The organism is Domibacillus sp. A3M-37, from assembly GCF_024213455.1.
Taxonomy (GTDB): Bacteria; Bacillota; Bacilli; order Bacillales; family Domibacillaceae; genus Domibacillus; species Domibacillus tundrae.
Genome location: NZ_JANAVL010000018.1, coordinates 1 through 24,951, shown reverse-complemented (window position 1 = coordinate 24,951; position 24,951 = coordinate 1). Strand labels below are relative to the sequence as shown.

Below are 24,951 nucleotides of genomic sequence, written 5' to 3'. Positions count from 1 at the left end.
TAAGAACTTTTATTAAAAAATTCCTTTAATAGTGGGAACAGGTTTTTAGGAGAAGGAGAGAAACTGTATTGAATCATCGATCCTATCTTGCTTTAGCTATCCCGCTCACGATCTCAACTCTGACAACTCCATTGCTGGGGGCTGTCGATACAGCCGTTGCCGGGCACTTGCCTAATCCTGCTTATATTGGGGGAGTAGCGATAGGGACCATTATTTTCAATACGATGTACTGGCTATTTGGATTTTTGCGCGTCAGCACATCAGGCTTTGCTGCCCAGGCGCGGGGGGCAAACAGTGATATTCAAGGGGTTCTGGCTCTTGCACGGCCATTTTTCATCGCTATTCTTATCGGAACAAGCTTTATTTTTCTTCAAGGACCCATTGAGCATCTGTCTTTGCAATTAATAAACCCAGACGATGATGTTCGCACCGTTGCATCTGAATATTTCAGCATTCGAATATGGGGGGCCCCATTTACGTTGCTGAGTTATGTGATCCTTGGCTGGCTAATCGGCATGTCAATGATTAAAGCTTCTTTGCTGCTGCAACTGTTCATGAACCTTACAAATATCATTCTTACATTGTTGTTTGTTAACGTATTCGATTGGGGAACAGCTGGAATAGCTGTAGCAACCCTGCTCTCGGAAGTAATAGCCTGTGCAGCTGGGTTTATCATTGCCTGGAAAGTGTCTCCTTTTAAGTGGAAGATGCCTCCTTTAAAAAGAATCGCTGATCCTGCTTCATTAAAGAAAATGATGAGGATCAACCGGGATTTGTTTATCAGAACGCTTTGCCTCTTAACAGTGTTTAATTTATTTACAGCAAAAGGAACTTCCTTTGGAACAGAAGTTTTAGCCGCAAATGCGGTCCTTCTTCAGATCCATTTTATTATGGCTTACTTTTTCGATGGATTTTCGAATTCTTCCAGTATTTTGGTCGGAAAAGCGATCGGTTCAAGAGATGAATCATTGTATAAGAAAACTGTTATGCTATCGTGTCAGTGGGCGGCTTTCTCGGCTCTGTTTATAGCAGGGTGCTACTATCTATGGAGTGATTATATATTGCTGTTATTCACTCCAATGCCAAGTGTCATTGAATTAGCTCATACTTATCAAATGTGGCTTATTCTATTTCCATTATCAGCTGGTCTCGGCCTTATTCTCTATGGTGTGTTTACAGGTGCAACGGAAACAGCTTCTATTCGAAACTCAATGATTTTGGCTTTAGTGCTTTACCTGATTGCCCAGTTTATTTTTGTACCTTCCTATCATAATCATGGATTATGGCTCGCTTTCATTTTATTTAGCCTGGGACGTTCTGTGTTTTTAGCTCTTTATCTTCCGAAATTAAACCGGACGCTTTTTCCAAAGAAAAGTATAGAACATGAAAATCTTAAATCCATCTAAAACTCAAGATAGAATCACTGTTTTCCTTCAATCCTGAATATTAATTTAAGTCCTTTATAAAAGTACATTTTAAAGCAAAATTTATTTTAAATTAAGAGCTAAACATTTTTATAACAGATTAGAAAAGAGAAAAATAACGAAAATTTTTAGGGAAAGTAATCCGTTCTGTTTTCAATTCCGTTAGCTATTACAAGTATTCGTCGCAAAGTGATTAGATTGGAAATATAAATAACACGAAGAAGGGATTAGTCCGCTCTTCTTTTTTCTCGAAAAAAATCTTTTATTGCATAGAACGGCATTCTTCTTTTCTTGACTCATAATTAACATTTGAAAATACTTATAAATGAATTTTCGAGAAAATGTCTAAAAACATTGCCAGTTTATCAACTATTTTAAATCCGTACAGCACAGTTCGATTGGATGTATAAAATGACTGACAGAAAACAATTAAATTAAGAAACTTCCCGAATGAAAGTAGAAAACTATACTACGTATTACAATCACAAACGAATCAAGATAAAATTAATAAGTGTAAGTTCGTTTAATACGGAATTCATGTCCGAAAAACTCCTTAATATTCGTATCTAACTTTTTGAGCTAACCGCTTTGCTAGTTATTGGAGGTTCACATGTTAGGACTGCCACTTGTTAAATTTATTGTATGCTTTATATTAAATCACGAAGTAGCGATTATATATGAAAAGCAGCGCCAGTCCGGCCGTTCCCGTCTTGTTGGCTTTCAGCAGGCATTGTCAGAAGCAGATATCCTGTTGGAGCATGATACACGCTGCATGGTTTCTGAAGCAAAGGAAGCGGCTAAAAAGCTGTTCAGTCTTCCGAAAAAGCCAACAGCCATATTTGCGGTAACCGATTTGATTGCCATTGTTTTAATCAATGAAGCAAGAAGTGCTGACATAAAAGTTCCAGGCGACTTATCGGTTATCGGATTTGACAACACCATTTATGCCAAAATAGCGGATTCCAGATTAACGACGATTGAGCAGCCGATCATAGAGATGGTGAATTATTCATTTGACCAGCTTTTACACCCCCTTGAACTGCTAACTCGGATACTGCTCGAGCCAACATTAATTGAAAGAGGATCTGTTCAAAAAAACATAAACAAATGAGCCTAATCTAAGTAAAAGCATGAATTTTTCAATAAAAAAAGGAGTACTTCAAGTTGTTGAGACTTTTTTAACAACCTGCTTTTTTTTATTTTTGTTTAAAAGGGAAATAGGAACGGAGTGGCAGGCCATTTAAAAAATGAATACACTCTTTTGAACTTTGCGCCAAATATCAATTTCGGAAAAATTTTTTCATTGAATCGATGCCAATTTGTTGGGGAATTTAATGTGTAAGAATTGCGATATAAAAAGTGATTTCTCTATATTTTTTCTTCTCTTTAAATACGCTGGTAATCCATCTAATCAAAGTGATTTAAACTGTTGAGTGAAAGGGAGGGGAAATATGTATTCGGGCTCATTCAGCCAGCTTCATATATTAGGTTTGCCATCTGATTTTTTTGCCTTGAAAGTATTTTCAGACTTCGTTTTCAGAAACCCAAATTTCTTTTTCCTCAATATATACCATAACGTCTGCAAGAATTTGCTCTACAGACAGTTTGCCCGGAGGATTTTGAATTTGTTTTAGAAAAGAAACAAATTGTTCTCTTAGCAAACCTGAAATCCATTCTTTTTGAGATACTTTGAGATGTGACCATTTTTTCCTCGTTTGCAGCAGCTTGCCGTTTACTCGTTTGTGGTTTTTCATTTCAATCCTCCCAAACCAGCTAGTGCTTGTATTTTTACACAATAATACAAGTTGGATCAGGCCGTAAGATTAAAATGTAATGCTGCTAAAAGGATAGAGAAAGAGGGAGTAAATAAGACTATCTTAACTATGCGTAAAATATCAATTTTAAGAATAGTTAATGCAGAAAAAAACACGGAGTGCGTATTAGTTTGCAACGAGTGAATTTTTCTTTTATAATGGACATATACTAAAAAACAGGGATGCTGCTAACATCCCCGCTTACAACCGCAATTAGAATGTCGACGGCAAATGAATAGGTCGAAAAAATAACCCAAGCAAAAGAGCCGTGAACTCTATGCACAGGATGGGTTATTTTTTCTTTTCTTGCATGATAATAACGATCAAGGCTCCAAAGGAAAGCATTAATTGAAGCGTTTCAAACGTTGTCATCATAGGCAAACACCCCCTTTCTTAGGGAGTGCCGCCGCCCATCCTGTATGCAGTTGATGCTATTATTATACCATATTAGTATATTCCTTGCGCACTAGAATAAACAGGGAACGGGTAAGTTACAACAGGGTCTTTTGCAAACAAATAGCATGGTCGGCCCCGAAAATTATCAGTCCAGATTTGATACTTAGGATTACTTTAATCATAAAGTATTATGACCACATCTTTTATTTTAAACATACCCCTACCCGTACTTTGCGTAACAATCGTCTTTTACGCAAAGTTTGACTATATTTGATCAATTAAAAGGATTGATTTTTATGGCTGAACTGCGTGAAGAACGTCTTGCAGAGAATTAGGTTATAACCTTGCTGCTGTTATTTATTCTCTACGTTCATTAGTACGTACACAGAAAATAACGCCCTATCCTGCTACATTATTTACGTCCCTATCTTTTTAGAATTGCTCGCAAATGAAGGATTAGCTAATTCGGAAGCTACCTCTTCTGCTTTCTATATTATTCTTGCTGTACTTCTCAAATAAAGATGTGCAAGGGAGCGTTAATTTGTTATGTAAAAAGTTACACTATTACAATAAAACAAGACAACAGAAATTGCGGCCCCCTAGATTTAACATGAAAGGCCGCAATTTTTCAATAATATCTATTTGGGTGAAGAAAATTCCTCAATACACGTTTCAACAGTGATTCTCAGCGATTTAATCATTACATCTATTGGCATGGATGGCATTGCCGGCTTGCCAATAGCCATTTCAGACGAGGCTGGAAAGTGAATAAAGCCTACTTTGATATTCAAATTATTTTTTTGAACATAATTTAGTACTCCATAAAGAGTATTGTTGCAAATATACGTCCCTGCTGTATTTGAAATGAAGGAAGGAATATTTTCTTTCAGCAAATTATTCATGATTTTTCTATTGGGCAGTGTTGAAAAAAGGCCATCGGGTCCCTCTGAATCAATCTGTTCATCAAGCGGCTTGTTTCCCTGGTTGTCGGGGATTGGATCTTCTGCCATAATATCTTTCATATTAATCCCTATTCTTTCGGGAGTAATAGCCGTTCTCCCAGCATAAAGACCGCAAGAAATAACAACATCTGGTTTTTCTTCAATTATATATTTTATGATTTTCTCGGCACATTCATCATAATTAACAGGGAGCAGCACGGATTTTATTTGAGCTCCATTAAACGGAATTTCTGATATTTTCTCCACTATCTCCTGTGTAGGGTTTATACTCATTTCACCAAAAGGTTCAAAACCAGAAACCAAAATTTTCAATGCATACACCTCATTTTTTATTTTTTAGAATTACTAAAGGTAAAACAAAAACCATCCCAAAACAACCAACTATCCCATAAATAAATAAGAGGTAAATGATACTCCCTGGTATTTCCCATACAATATTTGGGTTTAAACTCGCTAAAAAATAAATGGCACAATAAATGAAAACAGCAAAAATCGTTCCTTTTACAACTTTAGGCACTATGATCCCCCTCCAATTCACTTTCGACATTTTTTCCTTTTGACGCATAAGATACGGTAATAATAACGACGATCGAAATAACCAGTGAAGTCAAGTTTGCTATAGGTCCTAAATTCAGAATTAACAACGCCCCGCCCAATCCAATACTTAAAATCATGGACCAGAAAGCACCGTTGGAATTTGCACCCTTCCAGACAAGACCGAGATATAATGGTAAAATTAAGGCGATGTTAACTGCACTGTTAATAACGAGCAGACCCAGTATACTTGTAAAGCCTAAAGCACCCCAAATGCTGATGATGCCGAGAATAATTTGCAATGCAAAGCTGACATATAAGTTTTGTTTTTTTGTTAAAGGTGTTTTGATGACTTTTTTAATAATGTCAAACTGCACAATGGACGCGATGTTGTTAACTGTCGCATCTCCCGAAGAAAAAACAAGGGCCAAACCCCCTAACAAAAATAAAATTGCTGCCCAGTCAGGAAATAATTCCATTACAAACAGGGTGGCCGACTGGCTTGGATCGATATCCGGCATCAATATAGAGGCCGCCATGCCAATAATCCCCGCGCCTACAGCAAATGGAGCCCATACAGGCCCAAACCACCAGATTGCTTTAGATGCTGAACGGCTGTCTTTCGCAGAGAATATCCGTTGCCAAATAACTGGTGATGCAATGGTCATTGCTGTTAATACAAGGAAAAAGTCTACCATTGATACAGGTCCCCAAGCAAAAACATTTAATTTTTCTGACGGAATCCTCTCTACAAATTGGGTGAGACCGACATTGTCAATAGTTAAGAAGAGAGCGACAATGATCGATAGCCCTGCCAGTACTAATTGATACACATGTGTCCAGATAACCGCTTCGAATCCACCTAAGGCGGTATAAACGACAAGAACAGCTCCGCCTATGATCGTAGCAGTAGCTAAATCGATGTTTAATAATGATGACAACACAATTCCAACAGCCATGACAACAGAAATTAGATATAAAACATTTGAAATTAAAACAATAATTAAAGAAGCAATTCTTGATTTTTCATCATAACGCTTTCCGACATATTCAACGATCGTTACGCCGTTTGGCATTGCTTCACGAATTTTTTTTACAATATCTACCGGCCAAACAAAGAAAATAATTGGCAGCGCTACACCTAAGGAGTACCAAATTGGCCCCGATATTCCATTGAGAAATCCGCTTTCCGCAGCCGCTAGCAATGTATAGTTGCTCGCCCATGAAGCAACTAAAGTAGCCAGCAGAGGGCCTGTTCCATATGAACGATCCCCAATGTACTGACTTTCCAATGAAACTTCCTGTCTGTTACTTTTCACAAAATTATACAGACCCCAGCATATTAATACTAAAAAATAAATTCCAACAACAATTGCTACGTCAGTTCTCACTTCGTTTCCCTCCTAAAATCAGTTTCTTTTATGTTAAAGCCCATTTGAGCTGAAATCTCTTTTGCTTTTTGTTTAGCTTCTTGTACAAAAAAATCAATATTTTTTGAATGAAACCTATTGAGGGGACCCGCAATACTCAATCCACCTATTACTTGACCTGTGTAATCTCTTATCGGGACACCAACCGCTGCCGATTCTGTTTCCAGTTCACCGTAACTGACGGTATAGCCCAAACATCTGGATCTTTCTATTTCTTTAGCCAGCTTCTTTTTGTCTACAATCGTACCCTTTCCGATTTTTGTTAAATCAATATTCGACAGGTATTCATTGATTTCATTTTCCTCCATAAAAGACAGTAACACTCTCGGGCATGCTCCGGCATAAAGCGGAGCTCTTCGCCCTACTTGTGTATATACTCTGACCGGCTGTGAAGTATCGACTTTTTCAATGTAGACAGCTTCATTTTTTTCTCTTATAACGAGATTTACTGCTTCATTTACTCTATCTCTCAGTTTTTCCATAATCGGAAGTGCTATCTTTCTTATTTTTAAATTGCTGGATACTAAATTTCCCAGTTCTAATAACTCAAGTCCTAATTCAAATGTAGATTTAGAGTCTTCTCCTCTTTTTAAAAATCGCTGACTTTCCAATGTTAATAGAATTCTATGTAATGTACTTTTAGGTAAATTTGAAAGCTCTTCCAACTCTTTAAATGTAAGTTGTGGTTTCAACTTAAAATATTGAAGTATTTCCAAACTTTTCAATACTGTCTTATTTAAATGATCCATTTTCAAGCACCTCACCATTTTTATCCCGATATTTGGGATAAAATCCTATTATATGGGATTGTGAAATTTATTATATTACTAAATTTCAGAAGTTTCAAACTAATATTTAAAAAATAGTGTCAGAAAATCTGACAATCTATGATCCGTTTCTTTAGCAAATCTCATTTTTCATCGCAACTAATAAATATCGGTCAATAGGTGTTTTGTGCTTATCTGGATAGTTTGAAAAGACAATTAGGATAAGTACATTTGACCTAAAACAGATAGATATTTGGAGTTATTATAGTTCTGTGTCCAAATTATTGACTTAAATCCAGACCTCAAATGCAAAAGAAATTTTGTTCACCTGTCTTTCTTCCGTTCATCTGTTATTTTTATTTAAACCTAGTTTAAAATATAAACGGCTTATTTAAGGTAGACAAAAAGTACACTTTTTGAGGTGCTCCAATTGAGCAAAAAAAAGAGATGAGGTACTTAATTCTATATAATTTGAAATAAATTTTTTACATTTGCTGTTTATTATCGTAGAAGAATTCCCTTTAAAAAGCAGCGTTATGGGCTGACGGCTGCGCTTTCCTGCGGGTCTCCGCCGCCATCCCTCCGCCCTTTGCCTTTCAGGAAAGAAGCGGCAATGACTCTCTATTCCTTTTGATAAGAGAAGAAACACAAGCCTGTTTGGCATTGGTTGTTTTTCCTCCCCATAAAGGCGGCAGGCGCGGGGCGGAGACTCTTATGGGACGAGCGGGCAGATAAGATATCGATGGAGCCGCAGAGCGGTGAAGGTGAGCGTAGCGTCTGTCCCATGGAACGCGCAGCCCCGCAAATGCCGCTATTCCATTGCTTGGGCTAAGCTAAGCGCTATTCTCATCTCATACGCTTTTTCTGAAATATTATGTAAAATATTGGTGCAACTTATATATTTTTACACGCGTGGTGATTATCCAGTAATATCCTGAAAAAGCATACAAAAAGAGCACCATACTCTCGATATTGATTCAAAAGCTGCTTTTTGATGACAGCCAGCTGAACCGCCTGAAAGCGCTGCTTGGTTATGGCGACACCGCGCGGAAATGTACGGCTGAAGTGACGGCGCTATACCTGATTTCAGCGGCACTTCACGAGTGGAAAAGCTTCCGCCACTGTGCGGATGCCGGTGTCCAGCTGGGCTTCCAAAGGTCGAACGTCCCACGCTTTCTAGAAAAGCCAGCCATCTTGATTTCCATGTGATGAAGGAGCTGTTTTATCAAACCGTGAAGCAGTGCAGCCGGGTGGCACGGCGCTCGATGAAGATTCCGAATCAGCTTCTGCTGGTCGATTCAACGACCTTGACCGTTGGAAAGACACGGCCTCCATGGGCGCTTTATCACGGCTAGCGCTCCGGCCTCAAACTGCACGTCAGCTTCACACCTGAAACGGGGCTGCTGCTGAATGTGGTGGTGACGGCCGGCCTCAAGCATCATCGGCCGGTTGGTGAACAGCTGACAGACAAGCGTTTTGTCCTGGTCAGTGACCGGTCCTACTGTAAAATCAGCCGGATCGACCAATTTGTTTCGGATAAGCAGGACTTCGTGATCCGCATCAAAGACAATATCGAGCTGTCAACGGTACGTTCCCTGCAGCGCCAGACGCTGAATGGATCATGTGTGACACGCGACATCACCTGCCGGCTGGGCACACCGCAGTCCCGTTCGGAGAAACGGCACCGGGTTTGTGTTCTTCCAGGATGACCACGGGCGGGAAATCAGCGTCGTGGCCAGCCTGATGTCGGTTTCGGCTGAAGAAGTGGCGGAGATGCTTAAAGTGCGCTGGGTGATTGAATCATTTTTCCGCTGGACCAGGCAAAATTTGAATTTGCCAGTACTATTTGGCACGACGCCGAATGCGCTTTTCAACCAGCTCTATGCTGCATTGGTCGCTTATGTCCTGCTGAAATGGCTGTTTGACCAGACGAGAAAGCGGCGTGTTTTTCGCCCGATGTCCTTCGTTTCCTTCCAGCATCAGTTGCTTCAAGGCAGCCTGCCGGTCGATTGGCAGTCGGAGCTAGCCGATTTTTTGTATGACTACCAGCATAATAGGATAATTCTGTATAATTATGGATAATCACTGGTCGTGTAAAATTATTCCCTTAATCTATTAAAAAAACCGCAGAGAAAAATTCTTTTCTGCGGTTTTTCATATTATTTTACGACCTACAATCCTGGCAATACTCCAGTAAACAAACTCAAGATAAATACAGTAGTTAAAGCCGTCAATCCTGCAAGGAAGCCTCCGACGGTCCAGGCAAGAAGCGTTTGCGGAATGGTAAGTTTGCCGAATCGGTTGACGACCCAGAAACCAGAGTCGTTTGGCAAGGAGAGTCCGATTCCGCCGGCACAGATGGCAAGGCCAAGGAGAATTGGTGAAATGCCTAGTTCACCAGCCATTGGTCCAAGGATGCTAGAAGTTGTGACAAGGGCAACTGTCGCAGATCCGAGTGAAGCACGCAGAATCTGTGAAAAGATAAAAGCCAGCAAGAGAACCGGAATGCTCCAACTCTGCATCGTTGCAATCAAGTGATCCCCAATACCACTATTATTAATAACAGCACCAAATGCACCGCCGGCTCCTGTGATCAGAATGATGATCCCGGCCGAGTTGATGGCCTCCGAATACAGACGGCTGTTTGGAATCGAAATATAAGGGCGCAACAGGACAATCGCTGTGAACACACTGATTAATAGCGCTACGTTTTTCTCTCCAACAAAGCCGAAGAAGCTTGAAACGGATGTGTTGGGTGCCAGCAACTGAGAAACCGTATTCGCCAGAATCAGTACAATTGGTAAAGCCAACATAAAAAAGCTTAAGCCGGTGCTGATTTCTTTCTTTGGAAGATCTGCCTCATCTATCATAACCTCTTCCACTTCACCTGAATGCTTTACGCGCTTTCCGATAAACATTCCATATAAATAACCACCGACCAAAGTAGCCGGAATCGATACGATAATGCCATATAAAATAAAGAGACCAAGCTCTGCTCCTGTGTTTTCTGCCACAACAAGTGGTCCTGGTGTCGGAGCAATCATGTTATGCGACACAATCAACCCGACACCAAGCGCCGTTACAAAGCTAACGACAGAGATTCCTGTTTTTGTGGAAAGAGAGCGGATCAATCCGCTCAAAATAACAAACGCAGCATCAAAAAATACCGGAATAGAAACGGCGGTCCCTGTCAGCGCAAGACCTGCAGGAGATCGTTTGACCCCAAATACTTTCAGTACGGCCTGTGCAATCTTTTCAACCGCACCGGACGCCCCTAGAAACTGACCGAAAATGACCCCAAGACCAATTAAAATCCCGACACCGGCGAGCGTATTTCCGAAGCCGGTCGTAACGGTCGAAGCCACTTCTTTCAGTGGCATGCCAATAGCGATTGCCGTTAGGATGGCAATGGTGATTAACGCAAGAAACGGTTCAACTTTCAGTTTAAGGATAGCGAAAAATAAGACAACAAGTGAAAGAAAAAATATCAAAATTAATAAATTCCCAGTAACCATTCAAACATCTCCCTTATCAATTAATTCTGTTTATTTTCTTCAAGCATGGTGACAACGTCTTTAAGAATGGTAACTGACCCGCTAGACTCGGCCATCATCTTCCCAAGCATTGTTCTAAGCCCCAGAACAATCGCGATAAATCCTAGTACACCGGCAACCTCTTCCTGGAAAGCGGTTAAAATATTAGGCAATTTCATGCCTAAAATCAAGCCCCTAAATAATACAGCAATAATAAGTGCAAGAAACGGGTTCATGTTGAATTTTGTGATTAATACAATCAATCTAGCAACGGCAATAACCGCAAATAATAGTAAAATAACATTATGGCTTAAGCCAAAAAATTTAATCTATATTTCACCATTCTCAATGTTCTATTTCTGATCTTTCAGCAAGCAGATAATTTTGTCATGACTGGCCCCATTGCTTTTTGCATGCCAGCCATTATGCATTATGTCTGAAAGATGAACCTGCTTTCCTTCTTGTATAGCCTGCTTTAGATAAGAAGTAGCCGCTAGTTATACTTCTGTATTGACATTGACCTTTCAAATCCCTTTTGCAACCGCCTGCTTCATGATATTGTCTGGTGTACCAGATCCCCTATGAAAGAACCAGCGGTATGCCCACAGACTGTTGAATTTCGTCTAACAGCTCAAAGTCAATATTCGGTTTTCCTGTATACATTCCGTGTACGGTTCCAATAGATGCCGTCAAAAAATCAACGCCTGTTTCTTCGACAAACGTTTTAGCGAACTGCGGATCCGTCAGAGTGCAATCTCTGCAATCTCTTTTGTATAGCGTATATTTTGTGCAAGATCATATTTGGAACCATCATATATGACAGATGTAAAGCCGCACCTAATCGCCCGGATAATCGACTCTTTTTGATACGCCGCATGGTCAAGGTGGAGCGCAACCGGCAAAGAAGATTTCTCTGCCTGCTCCTTAACCAATGCAGCAAAGCTTTCTACATCCACGGTATCAAAATACCTCTCTCCCAAAGCAATAATAACTGGATGATTTTCTGCTTCCGCCGCGTGACTGGCTGCCTGCACGGTTTCAAGGTTGTAGACATTAAACGCAGGAACCCCGTACTTCTCTTTGTGTGCTGCAGAGAGAATTTCTTTCGTATTGACTAGCATTCATACACCTCCGTTTTTTTGTATCCGCTTACAGTAAGTGTAAGCGGCGGGAGCCGCTCACCTTATTGATGCAGCAACTCTGCTACTTCTTTTAAGGTTGTTTTTGTTCCCACGTTCCCTGGAAAAATAACGTAGGCCATCCCCGGAAATTTGCTTTCGCTTCCTGTCAGCCAAACCGGAATGCCTGGCTTGATTTGTCCAGCTACCGTTGCTCGCTTCACACCAAGGCCATTTGTCCCTATGTCACTGGAAGTAATTCCCCCCTTAGCGATAATAAAGCTTGGCCGCACTTCAAGGTGCTTGACAATGCTTGTTACAGCATCGGAAATCTTTACTGACAATTTCAGCTCTTCTTCTTTTTTATTCTCACCGAGGTCAAGGCGCTCCCGTTTCGTATACACGGCGACCGTTTGTCCTTTTCGAATAAGCTGTTCGCTTGTTTCGATGACCCGCTGAATTTCTGCTTTAAACTTATCTGGGTGCAGCACGAGGTGGACATCGAACTCGATAAATTCAATGAAGCTGCATTCTTGAAGCGTCTCAAACTGCTCCGTTGTTTTCTTTACATGTGAGCCAATCATGATCAGCCCGCCATTTCCAGAATGATCTTTTATCAGCTCTTCTTTCGTCAAAAGCCCTTTGTCACTAATACCGCCTATGATTTTTGTTAAAGCGGCCGCACTCCGGAACAGAAAATGCTTCCCTGCCTTCATCGCCCGGATGAGTGCGATCACCATGACTTTCGTATCAACGTAGTCAGCCGCATTGACAATCACTTTATTAAAGTCTTTTACTGCCATCAGCTGATTCATAAGACCATCGATATTAAGACTGCGAATGTCTTTTAATGAAAGATATACTGCATCGGATGCTTTAAAAGCACCATGTGATTTTTCTTCTGCCCATTCACCAAGATGCGAAGATATGTAGCCAAATGTCCGGTCCTTCGCAAATTCTGTTTCACCGGCTGGCACCAATTCATGTTCATCCTGTACATAATGAACATTTTGAATGGTAAAGCGGCCGCCTTCTTTGAAAAATGGCATAATCACTTCTCCATCAAAGGAAACATCAGACTGCGCCTCTACCGTATTTTTTAATGTCTCGGTTTCAAGAGGATAGTGGCCGCGCAGTGTTGAATCCCCACGACTGATGATAATGAACTCTTTCTTTTGTTTTTCAGCCGTTTCCTGGATAACCGTTGCGACTTCTTGATGCGCCTGCTTGGTTTCGGCAGCTGTAAAGCCTCTTGAATTGGTTAAGATGAAAAACATAGAGTTCTCTTCAGCAAAGCCTGCTTCGATGCTTTCAGCGGTCCAGTCTGTATAAACAGAAACGCCGTGAACCGTCTGCACGCCAGTCGGATCATCATCCAAGACAATGATTTTTTTATTGAAATTCTGCAGTTCACTCACGAGCAGATCGTTTACCACTGTTTCATCTGGAACGGCTGGAAGCTTAGCAAATGTTTCGGTTGCTTTTAAGTTTTTTGAATAGGCCATCATTTGGTCACGCCTTTCTTACTTCAACATTCGCCAGTTTTTCATAATACTGGACAATGCCGCCGTGGTCATCACCTGCTTTGCCATCTACTTTTAGTGCATGGAAAATTTCAAGCAGCTGGCTTGAAAGTGGAAGTGGCACGCCAATCTCGTGGGCTGTTTCCATTACGTTTGTAATATCTTTTAAATTAATATCAATCCGCCCTCCGGCTACGAAATTCCGGTCGAGGATCAGGGGTACTTTCGCATCAAGTACAGCACTTCCAGCAAGACCGCCCCGGATTGCCTGATACATTTTTTCTACATCAATGCCTGCTTTAGCGGCAAGAACAAGTGCTTCGGACATCGCCGCGATGTTTAAATTAACGATAATTTGATTCGCTAATTTTGCAGTGACACCGCTGCCATTTTGACCTACGAGTGTAACATCCGAACCTACAGCATGCAGAACATCTTTAACGGATTCGAATACACTTTCTTTTCCACCAACCATAATAGCCAGCGTCCCATCAATGGCTTTTGGCTCGCCGCCACTTACCGGGGCATCCAGCATTTCCACCCCTTGCTTTGCGGCCTCATCGGCAATCTCAACCGAAGCAACTGGAGAAATGGAGCTCATATCAATAATAACTGTTCCCTTTGTAGCCGTTTTCAAAATTCCATTTTCACCAAGCACAACTTGCTTTACATGCTGGGAAGTTGGCAGCATCGTAATAATCACATCACATAACTTGCCCATTTCAACAAGAGTTCCTGCCTGTGCCCCTGCTTCTACAAGTGCTTCTACGCTTTGCGTATTGATATCGTTAACCGTTACGTTGTAGCCTGCTTTAAGTAAATTTAATGACATTGGCTTTCCCATAATGCCCAAACCAATAAATCCAATTTGCTTTGTCATTTTCAGTTTCTCCCTTCTGCAATAAGTCTGCTCTATAATAGAGCGCTTTCATTAATCTCTAAGCATATTGTACACACTAATTTTTACTTTGTATACATTTTTTAAATAAATGTATACAAAAATTTCTGCTTTTAAATTTGTATTCTTCAACTTATACTTTAAAATAAGAAGAAAACTTGATTCGGGAGACGATTGTATTGGCAAAAAAAGAAACAGGGCTTGCCTATGTCCAGGCTTATGAATACATAAGGGATCGGATATTGAGCGGCGAGCTCGAGCGTGGAACGAAGCTGGTTGAGGAACGACTTGCTGAAGAAATGGGCATCAGCCGGACGCCTGTGCGGGATTCCATACGCAAGCTCGAGCAGGAAGGGCTTATTAAGCAAAAACGCGTTGTAAATCCCAGTGATATGGATCTTCGCCATATTTTTCAGGTCCGCATATTGCTGGAAGGATTCGCTGCACGCCATTGTGCCAGCTATATGACGGAAGACTCACTGGCAAAGCTTAAACATTGTGTGGATATTGGCCGCACAGGCAATGTAGAAGAAGTCATGGCAGCAAACAAGGAATTTCATGAGATTATCGTAGGTGCCACGAACAATCCTGTGATGGTCGATATCATTGATCGCATGCAGTCGATTATTTACTTGTTTCGAAAAACCGTTGTCTACCACAAACGGCCGTTGTTGATCGAAGAACATCATGACATTTATGAGGCGATACTCCATCATAACGGAGATGAAGCGGAACGATTAATGAAAGAGCATCTGCAGCTCGATCTAGAGTTTTGTTTAAACCGAATGAAGGGATAGCAATTAAATATATCTTTGTTTTATAAATGACTTTTCTCAGTGAATACAAATCTTGCTTCATTACTGTTGACTTTATTGATTATTCCTTAAGATATCTAGCTCTCAAACCAAAGAGGCTGTCTCAAAAGGTCATATTCAATAGACCTTTTAGAGGCGGCCGCTCTTTTATTTGTAGACATTTCCTTTTTGTGAATGTTTTTCATTTTAAGTTGATCATCTTTCTCTGTTTTCCTCTATCAACATCACCATTTTTCTGGTCCGTTCCATGATCTTCACTAGTGCCTCATAATCTTCCTGTATGATGAGCGTTCTTTTTTCAAGTTCCTCATATTTTGTTTCCAAAGCAGCTTTTGCTTATTTTACAGCTTCCAGTTCTTTTCGAAGACTGTCATAATCCTGCTCGGACGAATTGAAATTTTTTAAAAAGTCAATCACACTACTCATAGTGAGAGCAGGGCTAGCACTATCACTTGGGTTCTGTGATGTTTGGGTATTTTCTAATACAAGATGCAGCTCTTTTGACTTTTCGTCCTTATGAAGAAGACGATAAGATTGCTTCCTTTGTTTTCGAGCGAGACCAAGTGCTTTCTCATATTGTTTTCGTACGACTGCATTTCAACGGAAGCCACATGTTGCAGACGTTCTATTAAGCGTATCATCCACTTCTTCAAATGCTTTTAACTGTGTACTTCCCTCTCGAACATGCCGCAGTACCGTTTCCGCCAACAATAAGTCGTTTTCCTCTGACCAGGCATCTTGTCTTGCTTTCATACATTTATCGCTCCTTTTATTCATAGTCACCTTTTTAATAAGATGGACGCTCGCTCTCTTCTCTATACAAAAATGTTAAAATTTACGTGTTCCATTTATATCATGAACAATGGAACGATATGAACAACCCACTTGTATGAATAAAGCTTTTAATAAATAGCTACATTGATCACTCTTAAAGGGGCCTATCTGAAATACAGAAAAGAAAGCTGCACATGAACGTATAAAGAAGAGATTTAATAAAAGTAGGGAGCAATGAGAAATAGAATCAGAAAGACATGATTAATATGGGCAACCATAATAACCGCCGTAACCGCCACGAATAAACGAAGCTCCAATAATAATTAAAAGAATGAATAAGACGACCACTAGTGCAAAGCCGCGTCCGTATCCATAGGCAGGTGCTACTGCACTCATAACCTTTTTCACCCTCTATTAGGGGTCCCGTCAGAAAAATGCTTTTAGGGATTGTTGCTGGTTATGGTTCTCTACACACACCTTGTAGCTCATCATTTGGTTAAATTCATCAACATTTAAAATTCTGCTTACAATCATGTTTTTGTCTCCTTTTCGGAAAACAAAAAGACGCATTTTACCGTAGAAAACCGGTAAACACGTCTTTTGCATGACTGTAAAAGAGAGACTTTCCCCTTGAAAATTACGTTTAAATGCCGTAAAATACAGGCATCAATGTAACAGAAGGGCTTACCGTGGCTGAATCACGGTGGACGGTTATAGGTGGCGCCAACCACACTATAACGCGCTTTTGCCTTTTTGCTTTTTCCGCTCGATTTAATTGATTCTATTTATAGCAAACTTTCTGTTTTTATACAAGTCTTGGCAAATTACTAATCAATCAGCTCTTGGACCTCTTCGATTTATTTATTCTTGAAAAAACTTAAAGTTAATATTAAAGACGTATGGAGCAAGATGACATCAATATCAGGGATTGGGGTTCTTACGTTAAAATTATGTGATATATCCCATATCTTTGAACGGACAAACCCAGCACATATCCACCAGTCAGGTAAATTCAATGTTTTTGCTGATTTTAATATTCCCATCATCCATTCATCTTCTCTAATAATAGAAATTATTTTTTCCTCATTTATCACGATAAAGTAACTCCTTCAAATACGAATTACATAAATAATTCTTTAACTAAATTGCTTTTCCTTCTTGCACTAATCTACTCGTTACTTGAATAAGAAAAAGGCTTCACTCCATATTGAAGTAAAGCTACCCTTTAGCTGGAGAAGAAACTTGCACCTTTTAAACCACCATAATGGTCAACAATCTTTTTTAACTCCTGTAATGTAGATTCCAAATAACTTTGGTCACTTTCAAATTCAAATTGTAGAATGTTTTCTTCAGAGGCTAATTCCTGAAAATATCCTTGTATGACAATTTGACCTAACTTATTAAAATCAAGTTCAAGTTTAAGAGTTGTCTCTGAGTTAGAAAACGTCGCCTTTCCTTTTAATTCACGATAACATTTTTGTAGTTGCGTGTAGAACTCAAATACCTGACCAGTAGAAAACCATAATTCGCCATTAACATAATAGTTTCCACTCTTTATGTCGATTTTTCCTTTAACATCATAACCGCCCAAATAACTTGTTTCATTAGGAAAACCATACACTTCGTTTAATTCAATATGTATAAATCCCTGTTTACCATCAATTTTAAATTCATGCACTTTATCACTCATTTCATCCAGAAACATTAATTTAAGGATACCAAAATCGCCCAAAACATAACAGTTCCTTCTTCCACTAACCTGCCTTGTTAGTTCAATAAGACGCATTACAAAAATCCCCTTGTGATTGTACTCAAATCGCAAAAACGCCCCAGATTCTAAAAATCCGGGGCGTTCTCAATACAACATAATACCCTTTATGTTGCATTTAACCGTGCTGCTTTCTTTTCAGTTAGATTTGTCGGTATCTTTTTGAGTAGAAAAAATTCGTAATTACAAAGCCAACTGCTATTGATATAGAAAAACTTGAAAGAATCCTTACCAGACTGCCTCCCAAGCCATAATTAATATATACTCCATCGTTAAAAAGTAAAAGCCTTGTAGCAATAGCAAAACAAATTGCACAAGACAAAAAGTATATTACCAATCCTAAATTCAAAGATGATTTAGACAACATTTTATACTTTCGCTTAAGCAAAAAGGCAATTGAAACAGTCAAAGACAAAAGTAAAATCGAAATGATTGTAGTAGGTAGCATATTCCCTGATTGACTTATAAAATCTAAAAAGTTCATGCTCTTCCTCCTAACTATTTTGATATTTTACACCTTACCGCTTTGATAATACATCGTGAAAGGAAAAATTATCTAATTAAAAATAAAAAAAACGGCTACAGGAAACCCCAAAAGGGTCTGACAGCCGATCTGTTTTTTTCTAGTATCATTTTATTTTATTTGGTATCAAAACCGATTTACAAAGCAACATAATAACATTTATGTTGCATTTGGATTCCCAATCTATGTATGTAAAATCATCTGATCAGTTCCTTTAAAACCTACTGATTCATATAGTTTTTTTGCATTGTCAGTGGCTAATAAACGAATTGTTTTAATTTCTTTTTCAAAGAACCAACCTAAAACCTCATTTGTTAGCTTTCGTGCATGTCCTTGCTTTCTAAACGGCTGCTCCACATATACATCTCCAATAAATCCATATTGATTTTCTTTATAAAAACAGTATGGAATGTCTTCTTTAATAAATGCTCCTGCACATGCAATAATCTCATTATTGTGTTCAATAACAAAATGTCGCGCCTTTTCTTTTTGATATAGATTTTTATACGTTCTTTCTACCTCTTGAACAAAATCTGCTCTAAGGATCTCTTCCATTCCAACTTCTTGAAACATTTTAGTTTAAGTGATGTTATCGCAGAAATATCTGATTGTGTCGCAACTCGTATCAATTTTAAGTCCTCCCAGTAAAAAACAGATTTTTATATTTTTTATATAATAAGCTTTTTTACTAGAAATAAAAACCAAAAGAATTAACGTCTTCTTTTGGTTTTTCACCCCCCAACGCAACAAAATAGCATTTTTGTTGCATTGTATTTTAGTGATCAACAGTGGACCTAAACTATTGATTAAAATATGAGTTCGCCAGTAAGCAAACCTATAGAAAGAGCAGCAAAAATAAAGGCTAGAATCGAAAGCAAAATCTTATTGATTAAATGAATAGGGATTAAACGTGCATAAAGCCTGTTCATTACATTAAAAATTAATATTATAAGGAAAGCGAATATACTTGTGGCTAATAAATCATCGCGGTCAAATGGTTTACTAATATATTCGTCAAAATAATAATTGCCCGCTAAAAATGCACTGGTTAAGACGAATTGATACACAAAAAACTTAAAATGATTCATTTATGAATTGCTCCTATTCTTTCAATCTCTAGTCTCTAAACTACAAGCTTTTTCAAAAAACAACAAGGTTTTTACTACTCAAAAGTACGTCCCTATTGGGAGGCATCACTAATTTCAGTTTAACCGATAGTTGAACGCTACTGTTGATTAACCTTTTTTATTTCTACAACTGAATATAAGGAGATACCTAACCACCTCAAAATTCCAGTATAGATGGGAAGACAATAATTTTGTTGTAGTTACTGCAAGTTGCTACGGATATTGAACGCAATGATATTCCAATGTTGGACGTCGCAGTTATGGCTATCGCTATGGACCATGGACCAATGCCGAAGAAGAAGGAAAAAACAAAATGATATTGTGACTTTATCCAATGAAGAAAATAGCGTTGCCTATGCGACTAAAAAATACATTTTAATAGATTGGAATAATGTGGTACGATACTTTTTAAAGAGGCACTGCAGGACCATTTATTGATAAATCATATTTTTCCTTCCTTGATCAACATGAACCAAGAGAAAGAGTGTGGTTCATTAACGAAATTTGCATGTTCTAAGGAGGGCTAACCATTGTGTAAACGCTTAAAAAAACTCTTTGCCATTAAAGGATATCCTTTGTTCATCTTTTGTATGCTGCTGGTCGGTATCGGATTATCAACTACAGTACCCTATTTATCCCTGTATTTAACGGAAGATATGGGTATGAGTAAGGAAGCCTTTGGTGTTTTTATGGCAGTGAGCGCATTAAGTGGCGTTCTGGTCAACTCGCTCATTGCGAAACACTCAGATAATGGGATGGACAGAAAATGGATTATTATTGTCGCGATGCTTTCACATGCCTTGGCGTACGCATCGTATTTAGTTATTCATAACTTTTTTCTTCTGCTGGCTGTTGTCAGGGCGTTTAATGAATTCGGGGCAGCTGCAATGCCACAAATCTGCGCCTATGCACAGGAATCTTTCACAGAAAATGAATGTGTTGAAGGAGGTATTTTTTGAATAACCCAAATCCTTTTTTTATCGTGTGGTCGAATCGGAACTACCGTAATCTGTTAGTGATTATGTTGTTGGCAGGATTGGCTGTTTCTTCAGCTGGCCCGCTCGTCACGCTTTTTTTGACGAAAGAATTAGGCGCTGATCCTTCTGTGGTGGGATTGTTTTACTTAACATCTATTGCCGGCCTATTCATTAATTTGTATACAGGCAAGTTATCTGATCGTCGTTCCACGCGGCTTCCATTTATTAAGTATAGTGCTATTTGGCTGTCAATCGGCTGGATCATCATTAGTTTGTCTCAGCAATCGTGGATGGTTTTTGCTGTTGGAGCTGTATTTCTCAGCTTTCTCGGAACGTTAAATGCCCAGACATTTGGTGTAGTACGGGATGTGATAGCGGCAGAAAAAGAAACCCGCGATGCGACTATTACGAGCATTATTCGAACGGCTTACTCATTCGGGTGGATGCTCGGTCCGGCGATTGGCCCGCTTATTGCCAGCCTTGTCGGCTACCGTCTTGCTTTTTGGGCAGCTGTTTTTTTCTTTATGGCCATTTTAATTCCGCTTAGCCGTTTGCGTTTAACGGAAAAACCTCAGCTGGAAAAGGTGAGAATAGAAAATAATAAGAAAGAAAAAAGAAAAGTAAACGGCCCACTGCTTTTATTCGGCTTTATTTGTGCGCTTGTGCTAACTGGAGAAGCAGCACGCATTGCGTATTTACCTCTGTTAGCGGTTGATCATTTAGGAATGAGTGTTTTTCAATTTGGTCTGCTGATGTCGGTTGCGCCGCTTACTGAACTATTTATAATGCCTTTATCAGGGATGCTTGCCGACAAATTCGGCCTGAATAAACTACTTTTTGCTGGGATTTTAATTGGCTCATTCGGCTTTTTTCTTTTTGCATCCAGTGAGGCCATTTGGCAGGTTGTGCTTGGACAAATGATGAACGCCTGCTTTATTTCCGTCATATTCGGTCTGTCTGTCACGTATGCGCAGCAACTGATTCCTGGTCAGGCAGGACTGGCCAGCTCCATCTTTTTCAGCGCCCAATCGGCTTCCTTCATTATAGGCAGTTTATTAGGAAGCTATGGTGTACATGCCATTGGGTTGCCGTTTATGTTTTATATTCCATCTGTCATTTGTCTGTTCTCGTGTGTATTATTTGTGATCAATGACCGCTTAAAACAACAAGTTCAATCTTATGCTACAGAAAAGGGGACAGGATGATAGTGATGCAAATTAAATATGCAACGCCTTCTGATGCGCCGACGATTCACTATTTAATGATAAAAGCATTTGAAGAATATAATGATGAAGTGCCTCCTTCAAGTGCTTTGGAAGAAACGACTGAATCTATAACAGCTGCCTTAGAGGATGGTGAACAGGCTTTAATTAGTTACATCCACGATGAACCAGTAGGAATGATACGGTTCCGTTTATAGACTATCTGTGATTCCAGAGAACCAAGGTAATGGTATTGCGAAAAAACTGCTGAAATCATTAGAAGAACATGCAAAGCAGACTAAAAAGACTAAGGTACTGTGCAAGGTTCGTATAACTGTGCCTAAAAATATTAAATTGTATAATTCACTAGGATACCGTATTTACGATGAAGAAGTTGTGTATAAACCAAACAGTATAAATATAAAAGTTGTATCAATGATGAAGCAGCTTTAATAGAGGATTGTTTCTCAACAGTTCGTGTATACCGTATATTAAAAGCCCTGGCTGCTTTTGACAGCCAGGGCTTTTTCAACACAACATAATTGTATTTATGTTACGTTCATTCTTCATCAAAATCTTCTAGTTCTTCTTGAGTTGTTAGGATAATAAAATCTTTCAACGTAGGGGCTAGTTCTTCCGTTTCGTCTGATTCATGAAGCCATAGAAAAATTGGATCCTCTGCTTTTCCGTCTTCTACTTTCAGGCACAAGTAATCCCCAGTTCCATCTTCAGCAATCGCAATCAAGTTCTCAGAAATCTCATCATCCAAAACTTCCTCGTTTTGTCTAACCACGTCGTCCCACGTTTTTTTCATATTTTTAGGGTCTTTGATGGGAAACAAAGTCCATTCGCCAACTTCAGAACCATTGGCCAATTTAAACAATTGGACGTACTGATCTGGGAAACGAATATTCAACTTTTGTTCTGTTTCTCTTATCGCAGATTCCTCTACGCCCTTTTTATTTGTATCCAATAATTTTATAATTTCATGCATGATCTAACCTCCAAATTTTAATTTAACAGTCAACCTGAATGTAACTTAATAACCTTTATGTTGCATTCGGAAGCGAGTTTTATAGTTCACTTGTTCAACTAACGCACCCCATTAGCCATCCATGCAGCGCAAGCATTGCACTACAGATTATGTAAGGCAACTCGTTCTTACATGGGAGTTTAAGTACATTCCTTTACAATGCTACCCTTTAGTTGAATAAAAACCTGTTCCATAACTCTTTAGTTATGACCTCTAGATAATAATAAAAAAAGCAATTACCCTCCCGAAAAAGGTAAATGTAAGGTGAAAGGTCGAAAGGCTCGAAAACGTGGAGGTTCGTCTTCTCAACGGGGAATCAGCAAGGAGCAAGTCTGTATTCTTGTGGCAAGAGACCGTCAAAAGGTAACATCCTCGAAAGTGGTTGGTCAGGGACGAATTGTAAAAGCTCGATTGGATGAAGATATCGGCTCCAAATTATCTCCTTCCAATATTTTATGTACTGATGCTTGGCGGGCGTTTATGACGTATGCAAAAGAAAAAAGGACTTGAGCATTACAGATTTAAGTCAGATGGTAAAGAGCGTGTTCGAGGAGTTTATTATATCCAAAATGTAAATAGTTATCATAGTCGATTGAAAGGCTGGATAAATCGGTTTAATGGTGTGGCAACAAAGTACCTCGACCATTATTTGAGTTGGTTTGAATTTCTTGACCAAATTAAACATCGTAACGACGACATAACAGTGAACAAAATGATTGTTGTAAGTTGTTTATGTTCAACAGCAGTAACGTATGATACACTTAGATTATCAAAATTTTCCAAATATAATTATTACCAGCTTTTAAGTAAGGGGGGGGGGAGAAATGTATAAAGCGGCGATAGACGAAGATAATTATCTAGCAATTTTAGAACCAAGACACGCAAAAGAATTATATCAATTAATTGATAGTAGTCGTGAAAATATAAGCAAATGGCTTACTTTTCCTAAGAAAACTAATAAAGTTGAGGATTCCTTAGCCTTTATAGAAAAATCTTTGAAAAGATTATCCGATAATAATGGGTATTGGGCTGGCATTTGGCATAAAGGAAGAATTGCAGGGTCCATCGGTTTCTTATATATTGACTGGAATGCAAGAAAAACAGAGATAGGATATTGGCTAGGAGATGAATACTTAGGTAAGGGTTTGACTACAAAAGCTGCCAAGTTATTTATTAACCATTCGTTTGAAGAATTAGACCTAAGAAAAGTAGAAATCAACGTTGCAAGCGAAAACTTAAAAAGTAAAGCGATACCAGAGCGATTGGGATTTACAGCAGAGGGAACTATTCGAAATTACGAATTTTTGAATGGTCAATATCACGATAGGATTATTTATGGCTTGCTCAAGGAAGAATGGAAGTAAAAAAGATTAGTCAAATTCCGATATTGTGAGAAAGGAAACTCTATTTAAGGAGTTCCCTTTCTTATTAATAAAAAAACAACAACATCCATTAACATAGCTAATTCAATAAAAAAAGAGGTGCCGCAGCTACCTCTGTTGTTAAGCTAAAGCACCCCGTTACTTTAATAAGTAAATTTACTTCGGGAAGCCCATTCTTTCGCCCTTTTAGCTAAATTGTTAACAAATTGCTGCTTTCCCTCTTGATACTTATGATGTTCGTCGGGAAACTGTTTTGCCAAATTTATTTTTAATTCTCCGTACTTTTTAGCTTCTATAGGATTCTTTACCAAGAATTCTTTAAAATCCAAATGAACTTTTATATATTCGCTTCCAACTTGGAAAATATGTACGTGATGTGTTCTATTATCCTTACCTTTTGTAAAATATCTTCTTCCAGCAATCCCATTCTCGCCTTTCGGTTCATACGCCAATTTCAACATTTCACTATTGTATAAATCAACGTTCTCAATACTCCTTACTACAATTAAAATATCTATTATCGGCTTTGCGAAACCTATTGCTGGTACAGAGGTACTTCCAATGTGGAAAATATCAACTAATTCATCTTTAAAAACTTCTTTCAATTTTCCTTCTTCTTGGCTGTAGGATTTTTCCCATTCAGCTGTCCAAGAATCAATTTTGGTTTTCCTCAATAGAAACCCTCCCTTTTAACGTTTTTAATGTTTCATTATTAAAAATTAGCATTTCTTCTTTCACTATCCTGATTCGTTAGCACAATAAGAAAAGGTTGCAGGAATAGACAGCCGAGGTATTAACCAAAAGCACCCCGTTAGCCATCCATGTAGCGCAAAATCAGCGCTACACCACAGATAATGAAAATGAATGTAGAACGGGGTATAGAATACTACGGCTGGAAGAGGAAGGTCGATCAACTATGGTGCCGTAGAGCCCATCCGTTAGTCTGACTCC

General features: G+C 39.0%; 28 protein-coding genes and 4 pseudogenes. 12 read left to right on the top strand and 20 right to left on the bottom strand.

Going from position 1 to position 24,951, the window contains the following annotated elements; translation table 11 throughout:
- The first annotated feature begins 68 nt into the window (after nt 1-68).
- Together NLX67_RS18705 and NLX67_RS18700 are read left to right on the top strand one after the other, a co-directional pair.
- The gene (locus NLX67_RS18705) at nt 69-1,406 is read left to right on the top strand and encodes an MATE family efflux transporter (protein ID WP_254312940.1); all 1,338 of its coding nucleotides are present in this window, start codon (nt 69-71) and stop codon (nt 1,404-1,406) included.
- Nucleotides 1,407-2,034: 628 nt separating this feature from the next.
- Nucleotides 2,035-2,535, top strand: a complete 501-nt coding sequence (locus NLX67_RS18700) for a substrate-binding domain-containing protein (protein WP_254312939.1) — start codon at nt 2,035-2,037, stop codon at nt 2,533-2,535.
- Nucleotides 2,536-2,947: 412 nt separating this feature from the next.
- Here the strand turns inward: NLX67_RS18700 and NLX67_RS18695 are convergent, their stop codons facing one another.
- The 6 genes from NLX67_RS18695 to NLX67_RS18675 all read right to left on the bottom strand — a co-directional run bounded on the left by NLX67_RS18695 (nt 2,948) and on the right by NLX67_RS18675 (nt 7,309).
- On the bottom strand, nt 2,948-3,178 hold the full coding sequence (locus tag NLX67_RS18695) for a transposase (protein ID WP_254312937.1): 231 nt from the start codon (nt 3,176-3,178) through the stop codon (nt 2,948-2,950).
- Between the two features lie 351 nt (nt 3,179-3,529).
- Nucleotides 3,530-3,610: a putative holin-like toxin gene (locus tag NLX67_RS23310; RefSeq protein WP_375143419.1), complete on the bottom strand. Its 81-nt coding sequence runs from the start codon at nt 3,608-3,610 to the stop codon at nt 3,530-3,532.
- 662 nt (nt 3,611-4,272) lie between these two features.
- Nucleotides 4,273-4,908, bottom strand: coding sequence for a pyroglutamyl-peptidase I (locus NLX67_RS18690; RefSeq protein WP_254312936.1), 636 nt, complete (start codon nt 4,906-4,908; stop codon nt 4,273-4,275).
- Nucleotides 4,909-4,918: 10 nt separating this feature from the next.
- Entirely contained in the window at nt 4,919-5,113 is a 195-nt protein-coding gene (locus tag NLX67_RS18685) for a hypothetical protein (RefSeq protein ID WP_254312934.1), read from the bottom strand.
- Nucleotides 5,106-6,521, bottom strand: coding sequence for a sodium:solute symporter family protein (locus NLX67_RS18680; RefSeq protein ID WP_254312933.1), 1,416 nt, complete (start codon nt 6,519-6,521; stop codon nt 5,106-5,108). The genes NLX67_RS18685 and NLX67_RS18680 overlap by 8 nt, the downstream gene beginning before the upstream one ends.
- Nucleotides 6,518-7,309 (bottom strand): IclR family transcriptional regulator, encoded by a 792-nt coding sequence (locus NLX67_RS18675; protein WP_254312932.1) that lies wholly within the window; start codon nt 7,307-7,309, stop codon nt 6,518-6,520. Before NLX67_RS18675 ends, NLX67_RS18680 begins: the two co-directional genes overlap by 4 nt.
- A 990-nt stretch (nt 7,310-8,299) precedes the next feature.
- On the opposite strand from NLX67_RS18675, the gene NLX67_RS18670 reads away from it, so the two are divergent.
- The 3 genes from NLX67_RS18670 (at nt 8,300) to NLX67_RS18660 (ending at nt 9,409) form a co-directional block, all read left to right on the top strand.
- Nucleotides 8,300-8,536 (top strand): hypothetical protein, encoded by a 237-nt coding sequence (locus NLX67_RS18670; protein ID WP_254312930.1) that lies wholly within the window; start codon nt 8,300-8,302, stop codon nt 8,534-8,536.
- A 203-nt stretch (nt 8,537-8,739) separates the two neighbouring features.
- Entirely contained in the window at nt 8,740-9,036 is a 297-nt protein-coding gene (locus tag NLX67_RS18665; protein WP_375143416.1) for a transposase, read from the top strand.
- Between the two features lie 22 nt (nt 9,037-9,058).
- Nucleotides 9,059-9,409, top strand: a complete 351-nt coding sequence (locus NLX67_RS18660; protein ID WP_254312926.1) for a transposase — start codon at nt 9,059-9,061, stop codon at nt 9,407-9,409.
- 89 nt (nt 9,410-9,498) lie between these two features.
- Here the strand turns inward: NLX67_RS18660 and NLX67_RS18655 are convergent, their stop codons facing one another.
- From NLX67_RS18655 to garR, 5 genes and pseudogenes are all read right to left on the bottom strand, one after another.
- The gene (locus NLX67_RS18655; protein WP_254312925.1) at nt 9,499-10,842 is read right to left on the bottom strand and encodes a GntP family permease; all 1,344 of its coding nucleotides are present in this window, start codon (nt 10,840-10,842) and stop codon (nt 9,499-9,501) included.
- 20 nt (nt 10,843-10,862) lie between these two features.
- The gene (locus NLX67_RS18650; RefSeq protein ID WP_309143153.1) at nt 10,863-11,159 is read right to left on the bottom strand and encodes a GntT/GntP/DsdX family permease; all 297 of its coding nucleotides are present in this window, start codon (nt 11,157-11,159) and stop codon (nt 10,863-10,865) included.
- A gap of 280 nt (nt 11,160-11,439) precedes the next feature.
- A pseudogene (locus NLX67_RS18645) lies at nt 11,440-11,981 on the bottom strand (class II fructose-bisphosphate aldolase).
- 62 nt (nt 11,982-12,043) lie between these two features.
- Nucleotides 12,044-13,483 (bottom strand): four-carbon acid sugar kinase family protein, encoded by a 1,440-nt coding sequence (locus tag NLX67_RS18640; RefSeq protein ID WP_254312987.1) that lies wholly within the window; start codon nt 13,481-13,483, stop codon nt 12,044-12,046.
- Nucleotides 13,484-13,490: 7 nt separating this feature from the next.
- Entirely contained in the window at nt 13,491-14,381 is an 891-nt protein-coding gene (garR, locus tag NLX67_RS18635; protein ID WP_254312922.1) for a 2-hydroxy-3-oxopropionate reductase, read from the bottom strand.
- 197 nt (nt 14,382-14,578) lie between these two features.
- Here garR and NLX67_RS18630 point away from each other — a divergent pair, with 197 nt between their 5' ends.
- The gene (locus tag NLX67_RS18630; RefSeq protein ID WP_254312921.1) at nt 14,579-15,196 is read left to right on the top strand and encodes a GntR family transcriptional regulator; all 618 of its coding nucleotides are present in this window, start codon (nt 14,579-14,581) and stop codon (nt 15,194-15,196) included.
- Nucleotides 15,197-15,409: 213 nt separating this feature from the next.
- On the opposite strand, the pseudogene NLX67_RS18625 reads toward NLX67_RS18630, so the two are convergent.
- The 7 genes and pseudogenes from NLX67_RS18625 to NLX67_RS18595 form a co-directional block, all read right to left on the bottom strand.
- Nucleotides 15,410-15,967, bottom strand: a pseudogene (locus NLX67_RS18625) (RsfA family transcriptional regulator).
- Nucleotides 15,968-16,249: 282 nt separating this feature from the next.
- Nucleotides 16,250-16,384, bottom strand: a complete 135-nt coding sequence (locus NLX67_RS18620) for a YjcZ family sporulation protein (protein ID WP_254312919.1) — start codon at nt 16,382-16,384, stop codon at nt 16,250-16,252.
- Nucleotides 16,385-16,896: 512 nt separating this feature from the next.
- A pseudogene (locus NLX67_RS18615) lies at nt 16,897-17,034 on the bottom strand (nucleotidyltransferase family protein); the annotation flags it as partial.
- 179 nt (nt 17,035-17,213) lie between these two features.
- Entirely contained in the window at nt 17,214-17,774 is a 561-nt protein-coding gene (locus NLX67_RS18610; protein ID WP_254312918.1) for a WapI family immunity protein, read from the bottom strand.
- A 124-nt stretch (nt 17,775-17,898) separates the two neighbouring features.
- A complete protein-coding gene (locus tag NLX67_RS18605) occupies nt 17,899-18,240 on the bottom strand; it encodes a hypothetical protein (protein ID WP_254312916.1) in 342 nt (113 codons plus the stop codon).
- 222 nt (nt 18,241-18,462) lie between these two features.
- Nucleotides 18,463-18,834 (bottom strand): GNAT family N-acetyltransferase, encoded by a 372-nt coding sequence (locus tag NLX67_RS18600; protein WP_254312915.1) that lies wholly within the window; start codon nt 18,832-18,834, stop codon nt 18,463-18,465.
- A 251-nt stretch (nt 18,835-19,085) separates the two neighbouring features.
- Entirely contained in the window at nt 19,086-19,367 is a 282-nt protein-coding gene (locus NLX67_RS18595) for a hypothetical protein (protein WP_254312913.1), read from the bottom strand.
- Nucleotides 19,368-19,936: 569 nt separating this feature from the next.
- Here NLX67_RS18595 and NLX67_RS18590 point away from each other — a divergent pair.
- From NLX67_RS18590 to NLX67_RS23105, 4 genes are read left to right on the top strand one after another with little or no spacing between them, the layout of a single operon-like run.
- Nucleotides 19,937-20,365: an MFS transporter gene (locus tag NLX67_RS18590; protein ID WP_254312912.1), complete on the top strand. Its 429-nt coding sequence runs from the start codon at nt 19,937-19,939 to the stop codon at nt 20,363-20,365.
- Nucleotides 20,362-21,588, top strand: a complete 1,227-nt coding sequence (locus NLX67_RS18585) for a sugar efflux transporter (RefSeq protein WP_254312911.1) — start codon at nt 20,362-20,364, stop codon at nt 21,586-21,588. The genes NLX67_RS18590 and NLX67_RS18585 overlap by 4 nt, the downstream gene beginning before the upstream one ends.
- A gap of 2 nt (nt 21,589-21,590) precedes the next feature.
- Nucleotides 21,591-21,803 carry a hypothetical protein gene (locus NLX67_RS23110; protein WP_309143151.1) on the top strand — a complete coding sequence of 71 codons (213 nt, stop codon included), beginning with the start codon at nt 21,591-21,593 and terminating at the stop codon, nt 21,801-21,803.
- A 7-nt stretch (nt 21,804-21,810) separates the two neighbouring features.
- A complete protein-coding gene (locus tag NLX67_RS23105) occupies nt 21,811-22,038 on the top strand; it encodes a GNAT family N-acetyltransferase (RefSeq protein ID WP_309143150.1) in 228 nt (75 codons plus the stop codon).
- A gap of 106 nt (nt 22,039-22,144) precedes the next feature.
- On the opposite strand, the gene NLX67_RS18575 is transcribed toward NLX67_RS23105, so the two are convergent.
- Nucleotides 22,145-22,579 (bottom strand): SMI1/KNR4 family protein, encoded by a 435-nt coding sequence (locus NLX67_RS18575; RefSeq protein WP_254312910.1) that lies wholly within the window; start codon nt 22,577-22,579, stop codon nt 22,145-22,147.
- A 285-nt stretch (nt 22,580-22,864) separates the two neighbouring features.
- Here NLX67_RS18575 and NLX67_RS18570 point away from each other — a divergent pair.
- Both NLX67_RS18570 and NLX67_RS18565 read left to right on the top strand, forming a co-directional pair.
- Nucleotides 22,865-23,450, top strand: a pseudogene (locus NLX67_RS18570) (IS1595 family transposase); the annotation flags it as partial.
- Nucleotides 23,443-23,982 (top strand): GNAT family N-acetyltransferase, encoded by a 540-nt coding sequence (locus tag NLX67_RS18565; protein ID WP_254312909.1) that lies wholly within the window; start codon nt 23,443-23,445, stop codon nt 23,980-23,982. The pseudogene NLX67_RS18570 and the gene NLX67_RS18565, both read left to right, overlap by 8 nt.
- Before the next feature lie 161 nt (nt 23,983-24,143).
- Here the strand turns inward: NLX67_RS18565 and NLX67_RS18560 are convergent, their stop codons facing one another.
- Nucleotides 24,144-24,674: a GrpB family protein gene (locus NLX67_RS18560; RefSeq protein ID WP_254312908.1), complete on the bottom strand. Its 531-nt coding sequence runs from the start codon at nt 24,672-24,674 to the stop codon at nt 24,144-24,146.
- Between the last annotated feature and the right edge of the window lie 277 nt (nt 24,675-24,951).

What these genes read in the sequence shown, in the direction of transcription:
- NLX67_RS18575 (WP_254312910.1), bottom strand. Translation starts at nt 22,579, where the DNA reads ATGCATGAAATTATAAAATTATTGGATACAAATAAAAAGGGCGTAGAG.
- NLX67_RS18700 (WP_254312939.1), top strand. Translation starts at nt 2,035, where the DNA reads ATGTTAGGACTGCCACTTGTTAAATTTATTGTATGCTTTATATTAAAT.
- NLX67_RS18610 (WP_254312918.1), bottom strand. Translation starts at nt 17,774, where the DNA reads ATGCGTCTTATTGAACTAACAAGGCAGGTTAGTGGAAGAAGGAACTGT.
- NLX67_RS18640 (WP_254312987.1), bottom strand. Translation starts at nt 13,483, where the DNA reads ATGGCCTATTCAAAAAACTTAAAAGCAACCGAAACATTTGCTAAGCTT.
- NLX67_RS18595 (WP_254312913.1), bottom strand. Translation starts at nt 19,367, where the DNA reads ATGAATCATTTTAAGTTTTTTGTGTATCAATTCGTCTTAACCAGTGCA.
- NLX67_RS18620 (WP_254312919.1), bottom strand. Translation starts at nt 16,384, where the DNA reads ATGAGTGCAGTAGCACCTGCCTATGGATACGGACGCGGCTTTGCACTA.
- NLX67_RS23310 (WP_375143419.1), bottom strand. Translation starts at nt 3,610, where the DNA reads ATGACAACGTTTGAAACGCTTCAATTAATGCTTTCCTTTGGAGCCTTG.
- garR (WP_254312922.1), bottom strand. Translation starts at nt 14,381, where the DNA reads ATGACAAAGCAAATTGGATTTATTGGTTTGGGCATTATGGGAAAGCCA.
- NLX67_RS18695 (WP_254312937.1), bottom strand. Translation starts at nt 3,178, where the DNA reads ATGAAAAACCACAAACGAGTAAACGGCAAGCTGCTGCAAACGAGGAAA.
- NLX67_RS18605 (WP_254312916.1), bottom strand. Translation starts at nt 18,240, where the DNA reads ATGAACTTTTTAGATTTTATAAGTCAATCAGGGAATATGCTACCTACT.
- NLX67_RS18565 (WP_254312909.1), top strand. Translation starts at nt 23,443, where the DNA reads ATGTATAAAGCGGCGATAGACGAAGATAATTATCTAGCAATTTTAGAA.
- NLX67_RS18655 (WP_254312925.1), bottom strand. Translation starts at nt 10,842, where the DNA reads ATGGTTACTGGGAATTTATTAATTTTGATATTTTTTCTTTCACTTGTT.
- NLX67_RS18600 (WP_254312915.1), bottom strand. Translation starts at nt 18,834, where the DNA reads ATGGAAGAGATCCTTAGAGCAGATTTTGTTCAAGAGGTAGAAAGAACG.
- NLX67_RS18675 (WP_254312932.1), bottom strand. Translation starts at nt 7,309, where the DNA reads ATGGATCATTTAAATAAGACAGTATTGAAAAGTTTGGAAATACTTCAA.